Raw genomic sequence first — 23,152 nt, 5'->3', positions numbered from 1 at the left:
ACTATAAATTTCAAACTTTACAAAACTGTGAACCAAGTGACTTATTTTCACTCTGTGACATTGAACATACTTTTGTTACTAATGCGTGTACGTAAAAAGAATAAGTTATTTCACTGACATTCCAATAATAGAAATGCGAAAGCTATAACCTTAATATTGGAATAAAATAATATGCAGCAAGGTGAGAGGTCGCATAAAAAGCCTAAGATTCACTACTTCATATTTATTCTCTTAGGCTTATATCATTAGGCATCACTACCGTGGTGAAGATCGTTCAAAGGAAGCCAGTCAACTTTCACACCCGCTTGCAAGAACATGTCCTGACTAACTCTAATCTTATCTCCCCAGCGAGATAAGAAATCATCCGTTTGCTCAGGGCAGTGAACATGAGAAATACCCGTCTGAATGATTTTGGCTGCACAATTAGGGCAAGGGAAATGCGTTACCCATATTTCGCACCCATCGAGATCGCGCTTAGCAAATAAAATCGCATTCTCTTCGGCATGCAATGTCTTCAAATACTTCATATCACGGTCATCTTTGTCGGCGCTATCAGAGATGCCATGCGGATAACCATTAAAGCCAACCGAAACAATCCGATTACTCTTCGTTATTACAGCGCCAACTTGAGTCGAGGGATCTTTACTCCAAGATCCAACTAACTCTGCCATCTGGAAAAAGCGTAGAGCCCATTTTGAAATCATCTCTTTTCCTTGTCAGTCTTACTTATTTCATTGCAAAACCACATAGTAACGCAAAATATAACCAAACAGGAACACCTTTAGCAAGCTAGACTAAACGGGCGCAAAGCTTTCATCAATCTAAGGAAGAGAAAATTGAAACACCGTATTCGTGCCGCAGGCATATTGGAAGAGGCAGGTAAGCTGTTGCTATTAAGGGTAGAAGATCACACTGGCCAGTACTGGACTCCTCCTGGGGGAGGAATGGAGGCACACGATCAAGGCACGCGAGACACAGTAAAGCGCGAGTTTTTTGAGGAAACCGGACTTACCGTTGAGGTCGGTGCTTTTCTCTTTGCCAGAGAGTTATTAGAAACCAGCAAAAGTAGATATCATGCGGAGTTCTTCTATCGAATCGCCAGTTGGCAAGGTGAGATCACCCAACAATACTTAAAAGGACTCAATGACGAATCTTATATTAAAGAAGCGGCTTGGTTAAGTCAGCATGAATTACAAGCCTTGCGCGTTTACCCCAAAGAAATTAAGCATGAAATATGGGATATATTACGCGAGAACCGATACAGCCTTCATCTTGGTCGCTTTATTGAAGAATCGCCGTTGTAACTTCAGTAAAGACAAAACACCAACCACCTGATTAAAAACAATTTCACCCCAACATAATGTGACCAAGATCTCGACTTCATAAATCATGATCGAGGTCTCATTTATTCATGGGGCCATTGTGTATGGTGATACCTAAGCTTGTCTTTGCACGAGTCTAGTCAACGCTTCATTCAAGAGTATAAATCAAAAGTAAGATGCCTATTACCCCTTTACATATTTCATAGGAGTACAAGTAATGCTATATGCTAAAAGCTTGGTAAATGAACATTGGTGGGATTTCACCTGTCTCGATGAAGAACTATTAGCACGTGCCGCTAAGCTGACTGAAAAGGACGTTCTTCAATTAGCCAATAAGCGCCTAAACATCAATATTTATGACAACTTAGACGATATGTTTTTATCTCAGGCAATGGAATATATCACGACTTGGCAGCAAGCCTCTGTGGATAGTCCTGCCGGCATATGTGGTCCTGTTGGCCCTACTCGCCAAATGCCTTTAGTTGCCAAGATCGTCAACGAATTAAGCCTGGATTTGCGCCACTGCCACTTCTGGGGAATGGATGAATGGTGTGTTGATGGTGAGACCATCAATCCTAACAACGGTTTGAGCTTCACTGGCACTAACCATCGCCTGTGGATCGATAAAATTCGTCCTGAGCTCAGAATGCCCGTCGAGCAACTGCATTTTCCAACGCTTGATAACTTAAAAGAATTTAGTGATTCATTCTCTACATTCGATTGTAAAATCATGCAGGGCGGTTTAGGCCATACGTTACACTGGGCATTCAATGAACCATTGATACGTGATTCCGAAACACCGATGAGCGCAGAAGCCTATCGTCAACTGAAAGCTCGATACGTAGATTTACATCCAATCTCCACCATTCAAAATGCAGCAGGTATCGCGGGGCGTTATTTGAACGGCATGCCGACAACGGCAGTAACCGTCGGCCCTGCCGAAACTTTTCAATGTGATCAAGTTTCCATTTGGTATCCGGGCAATAACCAAAATCCGTTTGGACTAAAGCTCGCGTTACTCATGCTATCTGAAGGCATTCAATCTAGCTTAGCACCAATTTCAGTGTTAGCTGAGCACCCTAATGTTACGTTTCACATATACCGACCAAGCCTGATAACTTGTGAGCTTGTAATTATGTGATGGTATTGAGTGAGACTATCTAATACATCGCTCTTTGATGCCCTATCGAGATCACCCCTCTAGTGGCGAAAACCCAAGCTCAACATACATCGCTTCAATGTCCTCATCCGATGGAACACTACCATGTTCTATCGGCTTGATAACTCGGCAAGGACGTCCAAAAGCAATAACGCTATCAGGGATATCTTTGAGCACTAAGCTCCCGGCACCAATAACACTGTTATCTCCAATCGTAACGCCAGGCATAACAATGCTGCCAGCACCAATCCAAACATTATTACCAATAGTAATGGGATCGCCCATTGCATACGGTAATACACGCTCCGATAATGCAACAGGATGAGACGCCGCCAACAATTGAACATTCGGGCCAATCATTACAAAATCACCAATGGTGATGGGCGCAATATCAAGGGCGACTAAGCCATAATTAATAAACCCGCCACGCCCTAAAAAGATGTTTTTGCCCACATCACAATGAAATGGCGGTACGATAAGCGTTCCTTGATAACGCCCCAAAATCTCTTTTGCAAGGCTTTGCCGCAACGCTTCTTCTCGAGGGCGTGAATGATTAAAATCGTACAGTATTTCCCGCATCGCTTCTTGCTGAGCAATAAATTCCTGCGTTAACTTGTAGCTTACCGAAAAATCATCAAGGGATTTATGCATACCGAACTCCAACAGTCTATTTATCTATATTAAATAAACTGTTAGGTTCTTTACTAGAAATCGATTCCCGTTATGCGACACAAAATAACAAATGGCATAACCTGCCCTGATTAGATTAATGCCTGCTCCTGCAGCCAGGCCATTACGACCCACGCTGCAATAGACGTTATTGCACGATCTTCAGTAGACAAATACTTTAACTCTTCAATTTCCATATCAGGTGTCAATTCACCTTGATAGCCTGCAAAATAACACGTGAGCTGCACCGTAACACCTGCAGCTTTCCCATCGGCAGGGCCAGAAAACGTTCCCGCATAACGGAGTGTCGATGGCTCTAACGTGACTGAAAGCTCTTCTGAGATTTCTCTCAACAATGCTTGTTGGTCAGACTCTCCAGCTTCACGCTTTCCACCGGGCAAATAAAACAATGACTTGCCTTTAGAACGTACAGCCAATAGTTTGCCATCTTTAATGTGCAACCAAGCCAGCTTATCGATAATCACAGCAATTTAACTCCAAGAAATAAACCAAATAGTATTGTAACAACGGTCAAGTGCATCTTCTATCACTGACCAAGTAGCAAAATAATCTATACATCACAAGTAAAATACAAAGACATTTAGCGGCTCACTTACTGAAAAACAAGCCATAATAAAACTGTGGTTATAGATAAGGCTGAATAGAACAAGACCACTCAGAGAAATTTAGTCACAACGGAGAACGGCAATGAACATTCAAGAAACATTCAATGATAGCTACGACAGATGCCTTCAACATAAAGACTTTTTTTCCGTCTTTCTCCACACTTTTCAACAACAAGAGGGAGATATCGCCCAAAAATTTGCTCATCTCGACGCTAAACGACTTCAAGGAATGTTAAAAGGTGCAATATACATGATCATGCTATCTATCAACTCGGTAGATGCCCGAACAAAATTACATCAATACGGTAAAAAGCATGGTCCCAACGGTGTGAATGTGACGCCCGAAGACTATGACACCTGGCTTGACTGCCTGCTCTTTAGCGTTAAAGTGTGTGACCCGCTCTATGATGAGCAGATAGAACAGGCTTGGAGGACGTGCTTCCAGTTCGGAATCGACATAATGAAAGAAGAGAGCCATCCTCAAGCCAGCTAATACTCACACACTACCGTGCTAACGTTGATCACTACCAACGAGAAAAGAGACCCATTTGCACAGGTCTCTACGTCCTTTAAGCAACACAAGCGTTAGTGTTTACACTACTGGCTGTTTGACGGTGCTGGCGTAAGACACACCGTAAACGTAGCACCATAAATATGGCCCCAAGGGTTAAGCCAGTAACGATACCAAACCAAAAGCCGCGATTGCCTAGTGGCGCTCCCCAAAGATCGGTCATCGCAAAGGTATAACCAATTGGCAAAGCCACTGCCCAATAACAAAAGCAAGAGAGCCACATTGGAACTCGGGTATCTTTATACCCTCGCAACGCCCCATTCGCTGACGTTTGGATCGCATCACTAATTTGATAAATGGCAGTATAGAGCAACAAAGCTGATGCGCCTGCAACAATCTCCGGATCAGAGGTATATAACGCAATGATCTGCTGAGGGAAGAATATCAACGTACTAACCGACAACGTCGCTAATAATGTCGCTAAAACAATACCGTGATAAGAGCGATATTCAGCAATCTGGTACTGCCCTTGGCCTAACGCATGCCCAACACGTATCGTGATACCAAATGACAGGCTCATCGGTATCATATAGGTCAAGCTAGAGAAGTTCAGTGCTACCTGGGCAGACGCAATATGGCTTGCACCAAGCTTACCAATAAGCAGAGCAATAACAGCAAAGATACTGCCGCAAACAAAAATACTGATGCCAATCGGTAAACCCAGCTTTACCAATGCAACGATGCGCTTAACGTTCGGTACCATCAAAGGATAATCTAACAACGTTTTGTAATGATGATGTCGCTGGATATACGCCCACATCAGTAATGACATAATCCAATACACTAGGCTGGTAGCCCAGCCGCTGCCTATCGCGCCCATCGCAGGAAAACCCACTTTACCGTAAATCAGTACATAGTTAACGGGAATGTTAATCATCAAACCTATCAGCGCAATCACCATTGGCGCTCTGGTATTTCCCATCCCTTCACTAAAACTATTTAGCGTATAAAATAGCGCAATGCCTGGAACACCGAATGCCAGTGCTGTCAAGTAGCCACTCCCAACGGGGACAACGAGACTGTCCACATTCATAAACGTCAAAATGGCTGAGCTTTGTAGTAAATAGATAATGAGTAGTACAGAACATGTTAGGGCGACCCACACCGTTTGACCTAAGTCTCGGCTAATACCGCCATTAAAGTTAGATCCTCGGTGATGAGCCGTCACTGGTGCCAAGCTCATTAAAATGCCGCGCAGTAATAAACTGGCAGGAACCCACAAACTGGCTCCAACGGCAATCGCAGCCAGATCGATCGCACTGGCTTGTCCGGCCATGCTGGTATCGACAAAGCCCATACCTTGTGTCGCTAGCTGAGTAATAATAATCGGTAAAGAGAGGTGCAGCAGTGAACGGGATTCAGTAAGAAAACGTGATATTCGGGTCGTGCTTTTTTTCATAGTGGTTACTAGCACCTGTACAGCATGCTCAAATGGATGCAGGATAGCGAGGGTAAGCAAGTGTAGGGTGCGCCTGTGTCAGGCCCGCGCATTATAGCGATAAACGCGATCAACTCAACCGGTTATTGAATAAACAAACGATAACTCAGCCGTATCGAGTAGAAACAAACATACCACCTTCTCGCAAGTTTTTGATGACAGCATGTTTAACAACATTTAGTACTTAGCTATGTTACGCAAATTCCGTAAAAATTGCTCAAAAAAAGCAGTACGCCGTTTAACATCGCTGCTAATTACGTAAAAAGCGATAAAGTAAGGAGTATTGAAGTGTTAGGGAAATTGAAAAATAAGCTAGGTGAAAGCGATAACGGCTCGAAGTTCGAAGAAATCATTAAAGCACAATGGCCAAAAATTGAAACCATGTTGCTTGAGCGCCTAGGGCCTGTAGCTGCGGATAAACTCAATAACGAAGAGTTTATTACCAAAACCTTCGAAACCACCTACGAGTGCTTACCCATGCCTGTGCGTATGATTCTTAAAAAAGAAAAATTCATGGCATACTGTATGGAACATAAAGATCCAATTATCGCCAAATTGAGCACTGCTGCTCAACCGGCATAATCATTGATGTACTGATGGCCTTGAATTAGATCCCACGATTTGATTTCAAAAAAATGCAGAGAAAATGCGACTCGCATTTTCTCTGCATTATACTCACCTATTATGGTACAAATCTGCTCAGCGATGATTTAACAATTCAGTAAAATATTTACATTGTAAATTGGCGCATTGAGGCAAATGAGACATTTTCCAACTATGAGAACGCTGGACGTGCCCCTATCTGAGCATACCAGCGTTGGATATGCGGATAACTATCCAAACTGATCTCAAGTGCAGCAAGAAAGCCACAGGTTACATATGCCGTAATGTCAGCCACACTAAACTTACCGCCCGCCACATATTCCACTTGCGCCAACCTCCGCTCAAGCAAAGGAACAAATGCTTCGAGTCGCTGCTTGGATTCATACCCCCATTCAGCAATGCAATTTTCTCGGTCTTTATAAATACCCGTAATATTTCTAAACGCTTGAAATGCAACCATTAACCCCTGAAGTTCAATAATTCTATTCCACATCTCGACCTGCGCTACAGCCAGTGCAGAATCACCAAATAGGTGTTTATCATCAGGGTATTGAGCATCAAAATATCGGCAAATTGCCATTGATTCACAAATCGTTGTTCCGTCATCCAGTTCTAATACCGGAATTCGACCATTCACGCTTTTTGCTGCAAAAGCTTCGGTTAAATTCTCCCCCCCACGGACATCAACAGACACCCTTTCGACTTCGAGTCCTTTTTCAGCCAGAAATAATCCAACACGTTTGGCACTGGGTGTTGTACTTGCTTCATATATTCTCATTGCTGCCTCCCTTCTGTCATTTGTTATGACTAAACAGTAGAGTGTAAACAAATAAAACGTCAATAAATCGACCACAAAGCTAGATCATGCATTCTGCTTGTACCGAAGTTCTCTCCTGTTTTGCAATCAGGCCGTGAAAATAGGATTCAAATGCCAAAAACTCTGCATCCATATAGCTAACACCACACCGCTTTAATCTCACGCCAACAATTTGTTGTGATGGTCTGAATAACAACCGCCACTGCGTGGTATCCGCTAACAACGAAAACTCTTCACACCAATAATCAGCACTATTCGCTGCAAATGCAGACTCATAAAATTGCAACAACTCGTAAGCGGTAGCGGCGTGAAACGTTTTTTGTGCCAACGTGACGCCACTAGTGTGCGAAATGAAAATTTGAAAAGGAGATTGGCTGTATTTAATGATTTGAAACAAACGTTGACGCTGAGCTGGGGTTGGCATAGTCGCGAGATGTGCTCGACCACGAGGTTCATAACGAATAATCCCCGTTTCCGCCATCAAGCGAATAATCGACACTTCTGCAGCAGCGCTACGCATATTGGTGGGCAATAACGAAATCACCACATGATGGAAAAGCTTCTTATCTTGATCTGATCGCTTCAGATCAAGTAGGCGTCCGTCAGGAAGTATATATCCCCCCCGACTGACCCAATTAGTTGTACCAAAAAATGCCTCTACTGTATCAATGAGCTCTGGAAAGCCGGACTCTGACATTCACTTATCCTTGTATCAAAAACCCAGCTTTAATTATGAGTAACTCTATAGCGTAAATCTCTGATATAACGCTAAAATTTATAAAATAATTATAAAAATAGTACTACTTGTGAGGTTCATGGCATTAAGAATCCAATAAAGCCTTGCAGAACAATCAAGTTAGTAATATCAATAAAAAACGCGCCGACAATCGGCACAACCATAAATGCTTGTGGTGATGGCCCATTTCGAGAAACTAGCGCCCCCATATTCATTACTGCGGTTGGTGTGGCTCCCATACCAAAACCACAATGCCCTCCTGCAATGACAGCAGCATCGTAGTTGGCCCCCATAACTCTAAACGTCACAAAGTACGCAAACACCGCTAAGACCAGTGTTTGTACCGTCAATATCACGAGCAGAGGCAGTGCTAGACTGAATATTTCCCATAATCGAAGACTCATTAGTGCCATGGCTAAGAATAGCGATAGGGCCACGGTACCCAAAATATCGACACACTCGCTATTAATTTTATAGCCTCGCGTTATCTCCGTAAGGTTGGTTAAAAACACACCAATAAACAGTGCATAAACAAAATCCGGCATTTTCAGCCATTTTATTTGGTAATACCCGACCGAGTAATCAATCAGTTTGGCGCCAACAACACAAAGAAGAAGAATAAACAGGGTCTCTATGATCCGTTTTGCCGTAACCCGATCCTCTTCGAGGTTATCGTAGGTAACAAGGTCTGGATGTTCTAAGTGTTGATGGTGAGAATTTCCATATTCAGATTTCAATTGGTGTTTGTCAATTAATCGCTGTGCGACGGGTCCGCCAATCACTCCTCCCATCACCAAACCAAAGGTTGCCGAGGCCATTGCGACCTCTAAAGTGCTAATTCCATACTGTTCACTAAAAATAGAGGCCCATGCCGCCCCAGTTCCATGACCTCCTGACAACGATATCGATCCTGCAACTAAACCCAATAGTGCATCAAAGCCCATTAAGGCTGCTAATCCGACGCCGACCGTATTTTGCAATATGATATAGATCGACGCGAGCAGCAAAAAAATGATCACGCGACGACCGCCCTTGAGCAATAAACGATAATTCGCCGCTAACCCGACCGTAGCGAAAAACATCAGCATGAGTGGCTTTTGCATTGATAATGAAAATTCGAACACAATACCTTGTGTAAATAGAAGCGTGATAATCGCAGCGATTAACAACCCGCCAACGATCGGCTCTGGAATATTGAAATGACGGAAAATGGCCACTTTACGATTTACAAGATGACCAAGAATAAGCACTGACAATGCAATGAGAAGCGACTCTAATTCACCAATGGTATAAACCTGCATAGCTGTCACCCATGATGTAGATACAACATAGTTACAAGCATATACAAGATACGTAAAACTGTAGGGATAATTATCCCTAATCATTGCCTGCGTTATGAATACAGTGCGGTATGGGGGAGTTAGATCTAGCGCGTATTAGCTTGGTGCAATAGGCTTCGCTTGAATGACTTTGAGGTACGAATGCAGTTCGCGGTTTTTATATTCAATCGCACAATGAATCGCACTATCTTTCTTAGCAACGACCTCTATCGTATAGTGATTTTTGCCTTTATCGATAGACAGAAAAAGATGCCCATCACGCACAAGCCAATCTCCTTTGCACCGAATAGGCTTAAATAAATGCTGTTCCTCCAATCGTCCATCTGGATATAACACCATCTCTGTAATATAACCAGCAGGACACACCTTAAGCCACTGCTGGAAAGGCACTTCATCAGAACTCATTGCTCTACGTTGCGTTACCCATAATTGATAATCAGCTTGCTGGGCCGCGGTTAGCGCTGGCAATTGTTCAATATCGAATAGTTTTCCTAACGTTTCAAAGCAGTACATCTGCAAGAGCACATTTCTCACTGATTTCACCTATAATCCATTCCTCTGGCTAACAACCATTATTGCAATAAATTACAAATAAAAACAGTAAGGTATCTAATCCCTTTGCCATATAAGGGCATTATCACGACCAATCAATACTTGAGATATGTCATTCGGGACAGAAACCAATAACGAAAAACTTGGCCGTTTATCCTTATCTGCACCCGCCACATCAATGTTTATCATTAAACGTTCATCTTCCAGCGTAATCTGATGATCAACCATCGCCTGTCCACTATCCATGATCAATCCAGATACCCGCAATGACAATCCCCCGTCAACATTCTGTTCGATGACCTGAAGCCCGCCAATGGCATTACTGGTAATGGTATATTGCTCATCAACACAACCGAACATTGACAACAAACAAATTAGCCAGAGTAAGTTACGTTTCATGATTTTCTCCTTGTTAGCGTCGTATTAATAATGACGTGTCACTCAACAAAGGTACATGAACGGCGACACTAACTGCGAAGCATTTCTCAACTCATTATGTATCGGCATGCCATCGCATTGTCCTCAGCTCTTTCTGATCACAATGTTGTATCGCGATTCGGTGAATGCGGTTGAAATACCCATAATAGATTCAAGCAAAAATTAACCACTAACCCCGCAATAACCCCCGCACACAATGCAAAAAACGGTTGCAATCCAGCGCTACCAAAAAAGTACAACCAACTTTGAAAAACGATCAGATTTGGCAATAGGGATAACGTCGCAACTAACATAAACTTTGCCCATTGTCGCAACTCCGGCGCTCTTGAATGAAATGTAAAGCGACGATTCCCATACCACGTTACTGTTGCTGCTATCGCAAATGCCACCAACCGAGAAAATAGCGCGGTTGCATCTGCCAAATAGAAGAGGCAAAGAAAAACGCTACTATCAACAATAAAGCCACTGCCTCCCACCAACAAAAAGCGGCGAAGTTGGCGTAATATCCGTCGTCGTTTATTCATTATCCCCTGCTAATTCATCCCATAATTTGATAATGACTGAGATATCCAACCGATTATGCCAAAGATCATATATTGCATGTATCTCGGCTCTTTGGGATGATTGTAGTCAATATTGCCCCTGACCACTCATCATTCACGGATCGATCTGATGCTAAGACTGGACATTTCACCCCGCACCAATTGGAAAAGCCTCGCTGCAGAGTTTGGTTTTGGTTTTCACTCTATGTATGACGAACCCTACTGGGATGAAAGTGCCTATTATCAATTTACCTTGGCACAAATTGAAAAAGATATTGAATTACCAACCCAAGAAATCCATCAAATGTGCCTCGATATAGTGGATAGCGTGGTAAGAGATGAGGTGCTGCTCAACAAATTTAAAATCCCCTCTGCGATGTGGGATCCGATATTACAATCTTGGCAACGCAAAGAACCGTCTCTCTATTCGCGCCTCGATTTTGCTTACGATGGAAGCGGACCCGCGAAACTGTATGAGAATAACGCCGACACCCCCACCTCTCTCTATGAAACGGGTTTTTGGCAATGGTTATGGTTGGAAGATTGTGTCAACAATGGGCGCTTACGCCGTGATAGCGATCAATTCAATCTATTACAAGAGTTAATGATCAGCCGTTTTGCAACGCTCAGTCAACAACAGCCCGGACAGCTGTTGCACTTTTCTTGCTGTAAAGATACTGAAGAAGATTTAGGTACCGTTCAATATATGCGCGATTGTGCCATTGAAGCCGGACTGGATACCGCCTTTATTTTTATTGAAGACATCGGTATTAATCAACAAGGCGAATTTACCGATCTTAAACATCGACCTATCCGCTGGATGTTTAAGCTTTATCCGTGGGAATTTATGTTTGAGGAAGACTTTTCTCCCTACATTACCAGCAGTAAAGTTAACTGGCTTGAACCATTATGGAAATCGGTATTATCGAATAAAGCACTCTTACCGCTACTGTGGCAAAGATTTCGTGGTCATCCCAACTTACTCCCTGCCTACTTTAATGGCGATAGCGAAGCCGGATCGCTACAAGACTATGTTATAAAGCCTCTATTTGCTCGGGAAGGCGCGAATATCGAAATCATCAAACAGGGAAAATCAGTGCTTAAATCAGATGGACCGTACGGGTCCGAAGGCCACATTATTCAGCAATACCATCCCTTACCCCGCTTTGGCGATAATTACACCTTAATTGGTAGTTGGTTAATTAATGATGAACCAGCAGGAATGTCAATTCGGGAAGATTCAACACTGATCACACAAGATCATTCTCGCTATGTTCCTCACATCATTCTTGAATAAGCATGAATTTACAGCGTAACCGTGTTTACACTGTAAATTCTGCCCTAAGAAAGTGTAACATTTTGTAAGGCCACTTAAGTGGCCTTAACAAGTAAGTACCTGATACACAATAAAACATCGTTCAATAAAAAATTATTTCACTACTTTTTATCTACCGCACCACAAAAGTGACTATTGAACTAATTATTAATAGCCTATACATTACTTCCATCTCAACAATACCGGATTAATGCACTATGTTAAAAAACACTGTTTTATTGTCAGCAGTACTGCTTGCTGGCTGTGCTTATAATCAAGCGCCTGTCATTGGCCCACATGACAAGTCAGCAGAAGAATTCCAGCACGATATGCAGGAATGTGAATTCTATGCGCAACACGTTGACAAAGGCGAAGCCGCCAAAACCAGCGCTATTAATGCCGGTGTTGCTGGCGCTGCATTAGGTGCGGTAGAAGGTTTACTCATTGGTGAATCTGGCGGTGCAGCCGCAGTAGGTGCGGTAGCAGGAGGCACGATTGGAGCCGCAGCTGGCGCTGGTGCAGGTGCAATGAAAGCGACCAATGATCAAGCTTATGTACTACGTAATTGCTTACAAAGTAAAGGCTATGACGTTTACGACTTGCGCAAATAGCGCAGTCTTTTTTTAAACTTAATTGAACACTGTTTTAAATTGGAATTATCATGAAAAAATTACTGCTGACGGCATTCATTGCTTTTACATCAATACCAACCATTGCCAGCGAACTATTTGTGGGCGGACAACTGGCTCGAACAGCGGGCGAATACACGGGGAGCTTGGCAGGCTACCCTGTTAGTTTTGAAGACGATTCGATACTAACCCAATTACGTCTTGGTCGTTACTTAACCCCACAACATCGCATTATGGCCACAATGGAATGGAACGGTGATGAATCTGAAGAGTTTGGTCTGCTTGGCCATTACGACTATATGATCCCACTCTCCACCGAATGGACAGCCAATATTGGTGGTCACTTCGGTACACGCTTCATTGACTGGGAGCCGGACGACTTTTCGACCTTGCAGTACGGTGTTCAGTTCGGGGCTACCTATCATATTGCTCCGCAATTAGATTTCGGAGTAAATATGCGTGTTAGTGCGTACAATGGCAAAAACACCATTGGCCCATGGCAGTTTGAGAAAAACCATGATGCGACATTTGGTTTCTCGATTGATTACCGTTTGTAATTTGGCCTAAGACTGAAACAGCACAAGCGTATTAATGCATGCTTGTGCTGTGCAAATTGACGATGCTTTTCTTTACTCTCGATTAATTTACACTGTAAAACAGATTTTTAGGCAAAAAAAAGCGAGCTCAAAACTTGAACTCGCAAAATTGCTGCTATCTCTCAGAACAAAGTCGCACTATAACGAATACTGATATTGGCTTTGTTTGCTAAGCGTCAAAATTGAGAGCCCAAATAAAAATAGAGTGACGAACGGCCATCTTCAGCCATACCATAGCCTAAATACGTTGGGCCCAGAATAGAATCAGCACCAATAAATATACTGCCAGCATTTACCGTGTTATCCCAGCGAATCGCTTCTTTCTGATTCCAAACATTGCCCCTTTCCAAAGATCCACCCACATACAAGGCTGACTGCACGAAGCCTAAATTCACATCAAACAAGCGATAGCGGTATTTAATGACTCCCAACGCGCTATAACGTCCGTTCAATTCATAACGGTTATAGCCAGAAAGATTAAATAAGCCCCCTAAATCTCGCGCATAAACAGGTATCAACTCATCAGATTCCGAACCGCCTAACTGTAGCGCTGCAGCAACAGTATGTCGCCCCCAATTAAGCGGCTTTACGACTTCGAAATCATAATAATGAGCAATGTCTTTGGTATTTTGTTCCTCAAGCTTTGCGCGTATATGGCTTCGACCGACTCTTACAGCAAAGTAGTGCCCATATTCAGGAAAAAAGCGATTATTTAACGTATCAATCACCACATCACTATATACGCCAACGCTTCTTACGCGCTCAGAAATGCTAATATCTTCAAGTTGATACTCGCCTTGTGACGCATCTAACCCAAGGCTATAGCGAATACTCGGAGAATAGTTCCATCCAGTTTCAATAAAGCCATACAGTTGACTGTACTCGGTATCATAATACTCCCTATCGGTTGGTATTTCAGGCGGGAGCTCTTCAAAATCAACATTACCAAAACGGCGGAATTCATTAACCCATGAAATACCCGTTCGGCTATATATTTGCTGTTGGTAATCCCAAGGAAGGTAAAGGCTGGTCGAAAAGCGGTTCCAACTGCCAAGATCTAACTCAGTTAACCACTCCCCTCCATAATCCGTTATGTTGGTATATAAGTATTGTGCGCCAAATGAATACTCTGAGCGCCGTGCATAATCATCTTCTATCGCTAACTTAAAGTTTAGATAACCCGGTCCCCACACTTTTTCGTTAACATCTAAAAGCAGGACATTTTCTGCCTCTAAGTGCTGAACAGAGTATGTAATGCGGTCAAAAAGATCATGTGCGTATAAACGTTCAACGCCCTGCTCAATCTGTGCCGAGGTTAAGACTTCTCCCGTCGGCAGATTAAGAACCGCCTGTAATGCTTGATCAGATCGCCGTGTCTGGTTAACGATCTCAATCCGATCAATATAATAATCCCCCGTCGCTAAAAGCTGACTTCGGCGGTCCAGCTTAGCTAAACGATATTGTGAATACTCTTGTTCTGAAACTTGAAAAGCCAATAACTCGGAAAGATGATCAAGCGCAATCGATCGACCAGCTAAGTAAGCGTCTTGCATTGACGAGAAGCTTGTTGCGGTTAGACCATCCAAATCCGGCTGTAGGTAGACATCGTTAGGGGTCAATAGTGCTTTTTGCTGATCTGAGCCCAGGTTGGTCATATGGGTAATTAACTGGTTGGCAATATTGATACCGGAATTAAGGTCATCTCGTGCATAAAGCGCATCGCGAAGATCCACTGCTATCACATGGGTAGCACCTAATTCGATAGCCTGATCCACGGGCATGTTATTAACAATACCACCATCGACCAATAGCTGCCCATCTATCTCTACAGGTTTCAAAGCGCCAGGTACGGTCATCGACGCCTGCATCACCAAAGGCAAACTGCCGGAAGAGAGAACAACAGGCGCAACGGATTCAATATCAGTCGCGACCGCTCGATATGGAATCGCCAGCAGGTCAAAGTTAGCCAGTTGTGGTGGATTATCCGTGACATTCCGTAAAATTTTAGCCATAGCGTGACCTTGAAATAGGCTCGGCTTAGCAAGAAAATTTCCTTTTAAATCAATGCCAAATTCAGTCCGTAATTGGTATTCATCTGTTTGCGCCTTACGTTGAAGAGACAACGCTTCTCGGCCTACCCTATCATGATAGCCTTCAGACCAATTCGTCCCCAAGGTACGTTGTTTAACTTCTTCAGCACTAAAGCCCATGGCATACATACCAGCTACATATGCCCCCATGCTGGTCCCAGTAATAACATCGACAGGAATGCGCTGCTCTTCCAATACCTCCAATACACCAATATGGGCCGCACCTTTTGCTCCCCCGCCACTCAATACCAGACCAATCGTTTCCCTAGCGATCCCTGGCGGCGTTATTATTGAGAGCGAAAGCATGATCAAGGAAAGACGTAATCTAGATCGTCTTAATCCTTGATCATAGCTCCTATATTCATGTCGCAAGTTCATCCAATGCATTCAATACCTGCTGGTTATAGTGTCCTTCTAACACTAGCTTACTCACTTTACGTCTTACAGCTAACCCCGAAATCAGGCGTTCAATTGAAAGGTGCTTTTCATCGTTCTGCGCGTTATACATTTCAACCGTTTTACTCAAAATCTCATAACTGATGACGCTCTCACCCACACGTAGCCAGTCTAGCTTCTCTAAATAACCCTGACACTCTTCCGTAATTGCAGCAATGCCATGACCTGTCATTGCCGCTAACGCCGTTATAGAACGTTTTAGAGCCTCTTCTGACGTATACTTAGAAAGTACGATCGTTAATTCATCAGCATTGATCTCTACCAAGTGTTTGCGCTGTTTAACACGGCGACCAAGTCGTCCTTTAGGCTTTTTCTCTTTCTTTTGAATGGGTTCAAATTCGCCATCAATAATTTCGGAAAGCTGATCAAGTTCGCGCTTAGGTAATATTTCATTTCGCAGCGGGTTTGGCATTGTCGGCGCTAGCGATCGTTTACCTTGATTAGTCGTTTTAGCACGACAATAGCGGATCACTTCATCAGGATCGCATTTAATCTCAATACGGAAATCGGGAAACTTTTGTTTATCTTGATCAGGTATTACGGTCAAATGGTAACCCCATAGATTCACCGTAAATACCCCATCAATTACACTATTTTCCGCCAGTTTGCGTAACTCCCTCACCATATCTGCGCTAAAGCGACGCCATTCGATATTACGTGCCAGTTTCTGGTTTAAATCGCTTAACATCATTGAATCGTTCAAACGCCGCGACATTCGGCTACGGAAGAACGTATACAACTGAAAAATCATAGTATGTTGGCGCAGTATTTCTGGCGGAAATAGGAAAAAGTAATCACGCGTTAACAACTCTTCGAAAAAAGACGGCTCCCACACCAAAATGTACAAGTTAGGTTTGATCCTTATTTCACCATCATCCCCTTCGCGTGGTGCTTCGTCAGAAGCGGTGATCGTTCGGGCAACAAAGCGAAAACGATCCGATTTAAACCCTTCAGGCATGTTTTCACTTAACCATCGTCCAGTTAACTCATGCAATTGAAAGTCTGTAAATTCAATTCGATCAATACTATCACGAATTGAATCACGGGCTGGGCCACTGTCTTTTTTGCCCCGAAGTGCTAAAACATCCGTTATATAAACTGGCGTCTTATTATCTAACCGCTTGTTTTGTAGCTCATAATCGGATATGTGATAATCGTGATATTGTACGGTTAGGGTAAATAATGCAAATAACGTCATTAGGTCATCTACCGTCATGATCGACTTAGATGATCGCGTTTCAATGATGGCTTTCGTACCTGAAATAGCCACCATTGATTTTTGATAACTCTTACGTGTTCTTGGTGGCGCTAATGCTTGATCAATGATCCCTGCCCAACTTGTCGGTGATACGACGAGTTGATCCGCTTCATCAGGCATTGAAGGTGGTGTACCGAGTCCATGTTCCGTTAACAATCGACGGTTAACTTGATTTTGTGCCAGTGCCTTTGAACGTTTTTGCTTTTGTGTTTTTTGATGTTGTTCTGAATTTAGCGCATGTGAGCCTAATTGAGATATCAATTGGGCTGGGTTGACGAAGTGATGCAGCATTGTTTTACCAGCCAGACCTTCTTCAAAGCGAACCCGTTGTTGTTTAAATAAACCGATGTTTACCGCTGCGCGTAACCGTTGCTGTATGGCAGCACGAGTTAATTGCCCTTCGGTTGCATCAATTAATTCTGTTGTTGATACCATGCCATCTAAGGAAGAAAGTCCACGTAAAGAGATTAAGTTTAGTAGCTCAATGATACTCTTTGTGACACCTTTGAAATGTTGATATTGGGGTAACCAATCCACCAATCCCGCCGGGATCTTAAAAAGGTGCCCGTCTTTGTGCGTACGGGGTAAAAGGATTAAAACCTTATCGTTTGAACTATTTTCCATTTGCAGAGTATCGTAATTTCGCCATATTTCCGAAGATTAATGGATCATAAGGAAAAAAGAAAGATCTTTTTTATTGTTTTTTTTTAACTGATCTATTTGATTAAAACTGATCTTATTGATTATATGATCTTATGATCTGGACGATTTTACTTCCGTAATGGCATGATTTTTATGGGTTTATTTTTTCTCGGCATAGAAGCATGATCATGAACGGTTCGGAACGGTGATCATCCTTGCCTTGAAAGCGTGATCACCATCGCCGCGAAACGATGATCAATGTAAGCCTGTAAAGATGATCAACACAGAGACTGAACAATGATCATGTTGTGTGCGCAGCTTACCCACACACTTATCCACAGGCCGCTGTGAGATCAGTGATAAAATGATGAAATTTGCCTTTGAAACGATGATCAAGAAGCGTCGTCGTCACACTTCGTCATTTATTGCGAGCCGGTTGTTGTAAATCTCGGAATAGTGATCATGGTTGGTTGAGGAAAGATGATCAAGGCATATTTTCGAGGGATATCATGCTGTTTGCAAGGAAATCGTATCATTTACGTTGGATTTAGACGTTGTTGTTCATAATCAAATGTACAGTTACCGTACATTCTCGCTTTATTTATATGCTTCCGAGTCTTTGGTTTTTCCTTGATCATTGTTTCGTCACCTATTTATCAAAATTATGCTGTTGAGTGTTTTGCTTGATCATCGTTTCGGCCGTTTGTGATCCAAGATAGCTTAATTGAAGAAAAAGAATTGAACGAATGGCTCGATTAACCTAGATTTTGGTCAGTTTGATGTTGTGGATTTTCATTTGACACCCCCCGTAATTTTGTGGCTCCTTTTCATGCTTCCGGTAAAAGCCAGTTTACATTGTAAAAACGTGACGCGGTAACAGTTTAAATCTGGCACGATGTGTAAAGTAGATTATCGTCAATATACACCTCTTTTTGTGATGCTTGTTGCTATTTTGTGCGAAAAAACGTTTTTGTACAGCTATCTATTGAACTTGACATTTCATGCTGTACAATTGGTATATCTTTGTATTGGGCGGAAAAATCATGAATAGGGAACAAACAATCGATCATCTGTTTAGCATTGCTGAGCAGACAAAACAGGTTCAGGCCGACCGTGTCGAAATCGTCTTAGAAGAGCGAAAGGATGTCCTCTTTCCTCCTATGTCGAAGGCATTAATGGAAACTCGTTCAGGATTAACTCGACGCAAGCTAGATGATGCCATTGGACGAATGGAAAGTAATGGTCATCAATTTACTAAAAACAACGCGAATCATTACTCGATTACTTTAGACGAAGCACATCAATTGATGTCGGCAGCTAATATTCCCGCTTTTCATGAAAAGATGCCGAAAGATCATAAACCGTGGGTTATTAACGTACAGAACCAAAAAGGTGGTACGGGCAAGTCAATGACCGCGGTTCATATGGCTGCCTGTTTGGCGTTGAACTTAGAAAAGCGTTATAGGATTTGTCTTATCGATTTGGATCCACAAGGGTCTTTGCGTCTGTTTTTAAATCCGCAAATTTCTTTTGCTGATCAAGATACTATTTATTCTGCTGTCGACGTGATGTTGGACAATGTCCCGGAAGGTACAGAGATAGATAAGCAATTTTTGATGGAAAAGGTGATACTTCCAACCCAGTATCCAAACTTAAAAACGATCGCGTCTTTTCCTGAAGATGCGATGTTTAACGCGGATGCGTGGCAGGATTTAGCAAACAATCAGTCGTTGGATATTGTTCAACTTTTGAAAGAAAAAGTGATCGAACCTATCGAAGATGAGTTCGATATTATTTTGATTGATACCGGGCCGCATATTGACCCTTTGGTGTGGAATGCGATGTACGCCTCAAATGCGCTGATTATCCCTTGTGCGGCGAAGCGACTCGATTGGGCGTCGACGGTTAACTTTTTCCAGCATCTGCCGACGGTATATGAGATGTTCAATGATGATTGGCCAGGGCTTAAATTTATTCGCTTGATGCCAACCATGTTTGAAGACGACAATAAAAAACAGATGTCGGTATTAACCGAAATGAATTATTTGTTAGGTGAGTTGGTGACGATGGCCACGATTCCACGTAGCCGTGCATTTGAAACGTGTTCAGATACTTATAGCACAGTCTTCGATCTTACCACGCAAGAGTTTGAAGGGGGCAAGAAGACCCTGATCAATGCACAAGAAGCAATTCAGCGCGCAGGACTTGAATTGGAACGCGTACTTCATGGGCATTGGCAACTGATTAATGGAGGAGAATAATGGCCATTAAAACTTCAGATTTAAACGCACGTCTATTTGGGAAAGCTGATAAACGTCGCGCGACAACACCACAAGAAGCACAAACAGCGGTTAAAGAAAAAGCAGCTGTGATTGAGCTAGCTGTTGCAGGAGAACAAACGGTTTCGTTTGAATTGTTACGCATAGATTCAGGCGACGTCGAGCATAAAACCAGTGTGTTTGCAGAGAATGCCCGTGAACAAGCTTTTCTAACAAAACACGCACTGGCTGATATTTTGGTGACGTTGCAAGAGCGTGGGCAGCAGTTTCCAGCGGTAGGACGCTGGAAAGATGACGGCGGCATCGAAGTACTTGATGGTAGCCGTCGTCGTATGGCATGTATTTTAGCGGACCAACCATTTTTAGTTTACGTTGCGCATGGTATTACGACCAAACACGCTAAGTTTTTGTCTGATGTTGCTAACGCACATAAGCCATTGTCTTTGTATGAGCGTGGTAAAGAGATGCAAGCGATGTTGGCTCGCGGTGAAGTGAGCGATCAAAAAGAGTTGGCACGTGTATGTCAATGTAGCGAAGCGTTGGTAAGCGGTGCTTTAAAAGCCGCAGATTTGCCAATGGAACTGTTAATGGCTTACCCGAGTGTGAGTGAACTGGGTCGACCAACGATTGTTAAGCTACACCGCCTGTTCTTTAATATGCCTCGTGAAGAGCAACAATCACTGCTCAGTAATATCGTCAAAGACGAGCAGCCGTTATGGCAAACAAAGAAGACTCAAGGTCTATCTCGCTTAACACGAGAAGTGACACTGGATTTAGAGAAAATAGCAGAAAAGAGTCAACCTAAAGCCCTGGAAAAGCCATCTTCTCAGGAGCTAGTCAAGGGACGAGCGAGCTACTTGCGACAAAATGACAAGTTAACCCTAAAGTTGAAAAAGCTGAGCGAGCAACAAGCCGATCAGTTATTGGCATTAGTTAAAGAGTTCATGCAGGATTAGAGTCCCAATTTTATTCAATTGGACGTATTATAGAAGCCGCTTATTGCGGCTTTTTTATTGGAAAAAAATCAAGAATGAATACGAACATGCCCCCTTCTACTTGGTCGAAGTTGTCACTAACAGCACGCCATAGCTTTACCCGATTTTTGGTTTTTGGTCATGCAGAGGCGATTGGCGATCTATTTTCCACCTATTCAACTCAGTATGATAAATGCCTTATCGTGAGTGAGGCTAACTGGCAAGGTCGCGATGCAGTGAAAAAAAAGAAATTGCGCCACCATTTGGGACAGAGTATCGATTTGTTGGTGCTCGATTTTAGAGATGGTTTTGATGCCAATGTTTTAGGGATTGGGGTTGGGTTGGTTAATGGTGGGGGCGCGATTTTTCTTATTGTTGCAGAGGGTTTTCCTTGTAGCCCATTTGAACAACATATTGCGACGGCGTTACGCACCAATTCCAACTGTTATGACCTACACAATGCGTCTATTAACCGACTAACATTACCTTCGTTTGTCGCCTATTCAGATCAGCGAGGATGCCGCAGTCGTGAGCAAACTCAGGCCGTAGACGCTATTAAACGTGTTGTTACTGGGCATACAAAGCGGCCACTTGTATTGAGCGCCGACCGTGGTCGAGGTAAATCGGCGGCGACCGGCATTGCTTTGGCTGAGTTGTTGTTGGAAAGAGATCTGGATGTGATTATCACAGCGCCGCAACGTTCTTCAGTTGATGCGATGATAATGATGTTTGAGCAGCGTCTTGTCGTTCAAGGGAAGCAAAATAGATGGGTGTTTCGAAATAGCACTATAAGCTATGTTGCGCCTGATGCCCTGTTGGATAGCTTGCCGATGGCTGATGTTGTTATCGTTGATGAGGCAGCGGCCATTCCTATCAGCATCTTGCTCGCCCTATCCAAACACTATCGACGTATGGTATTTGCTACGACAACGCACGGCTATGAAGGTTCTGGGCAAGGTTTCTTACTCAAATTTATTCCCGCGTTAAAACGCCTCTATTCGGGATCTAAGCAATTCGTTATCGAAAACCCCATACGCTGGGCTAAAGATTGTCCTGTTGAGCGGTTTCTTTTTGACGCTTTGTTGCTGGACGCAGCGGTCGATAACGACATTAGTTCCTCTAATACGATACGCTATCGGCAATTAGATAAAGCGTTATTGAATAATGATCTTCAGCTTAAGCGTCAACTGTTTGGATTGCTGATACAGGCGCACTATCAAACAGCACCATCAGATTTGCAACAATTGCTGGATGATCCCTTAATGCAGGTGTTTGTCTCCGAAATCGATGGTCGAGTCGTTGGTTGCTGTTTAACGGTCACAGAAGGCGGTTTCCCTGCCAATTTAGCTGAACTCGTTACCGCAGGTAAACGCCGTCTTAAAGGTAATTTATTGCCGCAAAGCCTGGCCTTGCATTGCGGTCATCCAGAAGCCCTTCAGCAGACGTCATTGAGAATTATGCGTATAGCCGTTGCTGACACGCAGCGTCGCAAAGGTATTGCCTCAGCGCTGTTAGAGTTTGTAATAGCACAGAGCCAACAAGACTATATTGGGACTAGTTTTGGCTGTACTGCAGCGCTTCTTCAATTCTGGACCCGCGTTGGGTTTGTACCTTTGCGTCTGGGCGTCTCTCGTGATGCGGCGAGTGGAACCCACTCCATGCTAATGGCAAGAGAAACGGAAATACGGACGATAGGGCTCTGGTTTGAAGCGATACGTCGTCAATTTGCTGACGCTTTTCCTCGTCAATGCTTGGAGCAATTCTCATTGTTAGATGTTGATTTGGTTAAGGCCATTTTTTCTCAATTGCCACTTAAGCAAGTTAGCCCAGATCGAGATGTCTACTTGCTAAAGCGTTATGCAAACGGCGGAATGGGTTACGACGTGATGGTGGGTGTTTTAACTCACTGGTTGATACAACAGTGTCACCTTGATAGTGAACAGCAGGACTGGGAGTTCAACAGTATGCTGCAGAAATGTTTACTTAATCAATCATGGAATAAGCTGTGCAACGATTACAGTGTTGTGAGTCACAAGCAGTTGGAACAGTGTTGGCGTAGTTGGCTTTTAGATAAGCTAACGATGATCTAATTTACACTGT

The 23,152-nt window shown here is 43.2% G+C and carries 22 protein-coding genes; 10 read left to right on the top strand and 12 right to left on the bottom strand.

What is annotated here, in order from left to right; genetic code table 11:
• Positions 1–245: 245 nt before the first annotated feature.
• Positions 246–704: a dCMP deaminase family protein gene (locus ACKLNH_RS12020; RefSeq protein ID WP_413112496.1), complete on the bottom strand. Its 459-nt coding sequence runs from the start codon at positions 702–704 to the stop codon at positions 246–248.
• 132 nt (positions 705–836) lie between these two features.
• On the opposite strand from ACKLNH_RS12020, the gene ACKLNH_RS12015 reads away from it, so the two are divergent.
• Both ACKLNH_RS12015 and ACKLNH_RS12010 read left to right on the top strand, forming a co-directional pair.
• Positions 837–1,304, top strand: coding sequence for an NUDIX domain-containing protein (locus tag ACKLNH_RS12015; protein WP_413112495.1), 468 nt, complete (start codon positions 837–839; stop codon positions 1,302–1,304).
• Between the two features lie 235 nt (positions 1,305–1,539).
• Positions 1,540–2,463, top strand: coding sequence for a sugar phosphate isomerase family (locus tag ACKLNH_RS12010; RefSeq protein WP_413112494.1), 924 nt, complete (start codon positions 1,540–1,542; stop codon positions 2,461–2,463).
• Between the two features lie 51 nt (positions 2,464–2,514).
• On the opposite strand, the gene ACKLNH_RS12005 is transcribed toward ACKLNH_RS12010, so the two are convergent.
• The gene (locus ACKLNH_RS12005; protein WP_413112493.1) at positions 2,515–3,132 is read right to left on the bottom strand and encodes a sugar O-acetyltransferase; all 618 of its coding nucleotides are present in this window, start codon (positions 3,130–3,132) and stop codon (positions 2,515–2,517) included.
• A 110-nt stretch (positions 3,133–3,242) separates the two neighbouring features.
• The gene (locus ACKLNH_RS12000; protein WP_413112584.1) at positions 3,243–3,641 is read right to left on the bottom strand and encodes an NUDIX hydrolase; all 399 of its coding nucleotides are present in this window, start codon (positions 3,639–3,641) and stop codon (positions 3,243–3,245) included.
• Between the two features lie 217 nt (positions 3,642–3,858).
• Here ACKLNH_RS12000 and ACKLNH_RS11995 point away from each other — a divergent pair, with 217 nt between their 5' ends.
• Complete coding sequence (locus ACKLNH_RS11995) at positions 3,859–4,269, top strand: globin (RefSeq protein ID WP_413112492.1); 411 nt, start codon at positions 3,859–3,861, stop codon at positions 4,267–4,269.
• A gap of 76 nt (positions 4,270–4,345) precedes the next feature.
• On the opposite strand, the gene ACKLNH_RS11990 is transcribed toward ACKLNH_RS11995, so the two are convergent.
• Positions 4,346–5,746 carry an MATE family efflux transporter gene (locus ACKLNH_RS11990; RefSeq protein WP_413112491.1) on the bottom strand — a complete coding sequence of 467 codons (1,401 nt, stop codon included), beginning with the start codon at positions 5,744–5,746 and terminating at the stop codon, positions 4,346–4,348.
• Between the two features lie 327 nt (positions 5,747–6,073).
• Here ACKLNH_RS11990 and ACKLNH_RS11985 point away from each other — a divergent pair, with 327 nt between their 5' ends.
• On the top strand, positions 6,074–6,367 hold the full coding sequence (locus ACKLNH_RS11985) for a hypothetical protein (protein WP_413112490.1): 294 nt from the start codon (positions 6,074–6,076) through the stop codon (positions 6,365–6,367).
• A gap of 193 nt (positions 6,368–6,560) precedes the next feature.
• Here ACKLNH_RS11985 and ACKLNH_RS11980 read toward each other — a convergent pair whose 3' ends face one another.
• The 6 genes from ACKLNH_RS11980 to ACKLNH_RS11955 all read right to left on the bottom strand — a co-directional run bounded on the left by ACKLNH_RS11980 (position 6,561) and on the right by ACKLNH_RS11955 (position 10,795).
• Positions 6,561–7,166, bottom strand: coding sequence for a glutathione S-transferase family protein (locus ACKLNH_RS11980; protein WP_413112489.1), 606 nt, complete (start codon positions 7,164–7,166; stop codon positions 6,561–6,563).
• A gap of 79 nt (positions 7,167–7,245) precedes the next feature.
• Positions 7,246–7,902, bottom strand: a complete 657-nt coding sequence (locus tag ACKLNH_RS11975; protein WP_413112488.1) for a hypothetical protein — start codon at positions 7,900–7,902, stop codon at positions 7,246–7,248.
• 116 nt (positions 7,903–8,018) lie between these two features.
• On the bottom strand, positions 8,019–9,242 hold the full coding sequence (gltS, locus tag ACKLNH_RS11970) for a sodium/glutamate symporter (RefSeq protein ID WP_413112487.1): 1,224 nt from the start codon (positions 9,240–9,242) through the stop codon (positions 8,019–8,021).
• 135 nt (positions 9,243–9,377) lie between these two features.
• The gene (locus ACKLNH_RS11965) at positions 9,378–9,815 is read right to left on the bottom strand and encodes a hypothetical protein (protein ID WP_413112486.1); all 438 of its coding nucleotides are present in this window, start codon (positions 9,813–9,815) and stop codon (positions 9,378–9,380) included.
• A 75-nt stretch (positions 9,816–9,890) separates the two neighbouring features.
• Complete coding sequence (locus ACKLNH_RS11960; protein ID WP_413112485.1) at positions 9,891–10,232, bottom strand: hypothetical protein; 342 nt, start codon at positions 10,230–10,232, stop codon at positions 9,891–9,893.
• 137 nt (positions 10,233–10,369) lie between these two features.
• Positions 10,370–10,795, bottom strand: a complete 426-nt coding sequence (locus ACKLNH_RS11955) for a GtrA family protein (RefSeq protein WP_413112484.1) — start codon at positions 10,793–10,795, stop codon at positions 10,370–10,372.
• A 148-nt stretch (positions 10,796–10,943) separates the two neighbouring features.
• On the opposite strand from ACKLNH_RS11955, the gene ACKLNH_RS11950 reads away from it, so the two are divergent.
• The 3 genes from ACKLNH_RS11950 (at position 10,944) to ACKLNH_RS11940 (ending at position 13,314) form a co-directional block, all read left to right on the top strand.
• On the top strand, positions 10,944–12,110 hold the full coding sequence (locus tag ACKLNH_RS11950; protein ID WP_413112483.1) for a glutathionylspermidine synthase family protein: 1,167 nt from the start codon (positions 10,944–10,946) through the stop codon (positions 12,108–12,110).
• A gap of 236 nt (positions 12,111–12,346) precedes the next feature.
• On the top strand, positions 12,347–12,739 hold the full coding sequence (locus ACKLNH_RS11945; RefSeq protein WP_413112482.1) for a glycine zipper family protein: 393 nt from the start codon (positions 12,347–12,349) through the stop codon (positions 12,737–12,739).
• Between the two features lie 50 nt (positions 12,740–12,789).
• On the top strand, positions 12,790–13,314 hold the full coding sequence (locus ACKLNH_RS11940; protein ID WP_413112481.1) for a hypothetical protein: 525 nt from the start codon (positions 12,790–12,792) through the stop codon (positions 13,312–13,314).
• A gap of 215 nt (positions 13,315–13,529) precedes the next feature.
• Here the strand turns inward: ACKLNH_RS11940 and ACKLNH_RS11935 are convergent, their stop codons facing one another.
• Both ACKLNH_RS11935 and ACKLNH_RS11930 read right to left on the bottom strand, forming a co-directional pair.
• Positions 13,530–15,749 carry a patatin-like phospholipase family protein gene (locus ACKLNH_RS11935; protein ID WP_413112480.1) on the bottom strand — a complete coding sequence of 740 codons (2,220 nt, stop codon included), beginning with the start codon at positions 15,747–15,749 and terminating at the stop codon, positions 13,530–13,532.
• 55 nt (positions 15,750–15,804) lie between these two features.
• Entirely contained in the window at positions 15,805–17,781 is a 1,977-nt protein-coding gene (locus ACKLNH_RS11930) for a replication initiator protein RctB domain-containing protein (RefSeq protein WP_413112479.1), read from the bottom strand.
• A gap of 1,061 nt (positions 17,782–18,842) precedes the next feature.
• On the opposite strand from ACKLNH_RS11930, the gene ACKLNH_RS11925 reads away from it, so the two are divergent.
• The 3 genes from ACKLNH_RS11925 (at position 18,843) to ACKLNH_RS11915 (ending at position 23,142) form a co-directional block, all read left to right on the top strand.
• Positions 18,843–20,060, top strand: coding sequence for a ParA family protein (locus ACKLNH_RS11925; protein WP_413112478.1), 1,218 nt, complete (start codon positions 18,843–18,845; stop codon positions 20,058–20,060).
• The gene (locus ACKLNH_RS11920) at positions 20,060–21,034 is read left to right on the top strand and encodes a ParB/RepB/Spo0J family partition protein (RefSeq protein WP_413112477.1); all 975 of its coding nucleotides are present in this window, start codon (positions 20,060–20,062) and stop codon (positions 21,032–21,034) included. The genes ACKLNH_RS11925 and ACKLNH_RS11920 overlap by 1 nt, the downstream gene beginning before the upstream one ends.
• Before the next feature lie 86 nt (positions 21,035–21,120).
• The gene (locus ACKLNH_RS11915) at positions 21,121–23,142 is read left to right on the top strand and encodes a GNAT family N-acetyltransferase (RefSeq protein ID WP_413112476.1); all 2,022 of its coding nucleotides are present in this window, start codon (positions 21,121–21,123) and stop codon (positions 23,140–23,142) included.
• Positions 23,143–23,152: the final 10 nt, after the last annotated feature.

The organism is Thaumasiovibrio clandestinus (assembly GCF_047250365.1).
Taxonomy (GTDB): Bacteria; Pseudomonadota; Gammaproteobacteria; order Enterobacterales; family Vibrionaceae; genus Thaumasiovibrio.
Note: the sequence above shows the minus strand (reverse complement) of the source record. Positions and strands in the feature narration are given on the sequence as shown.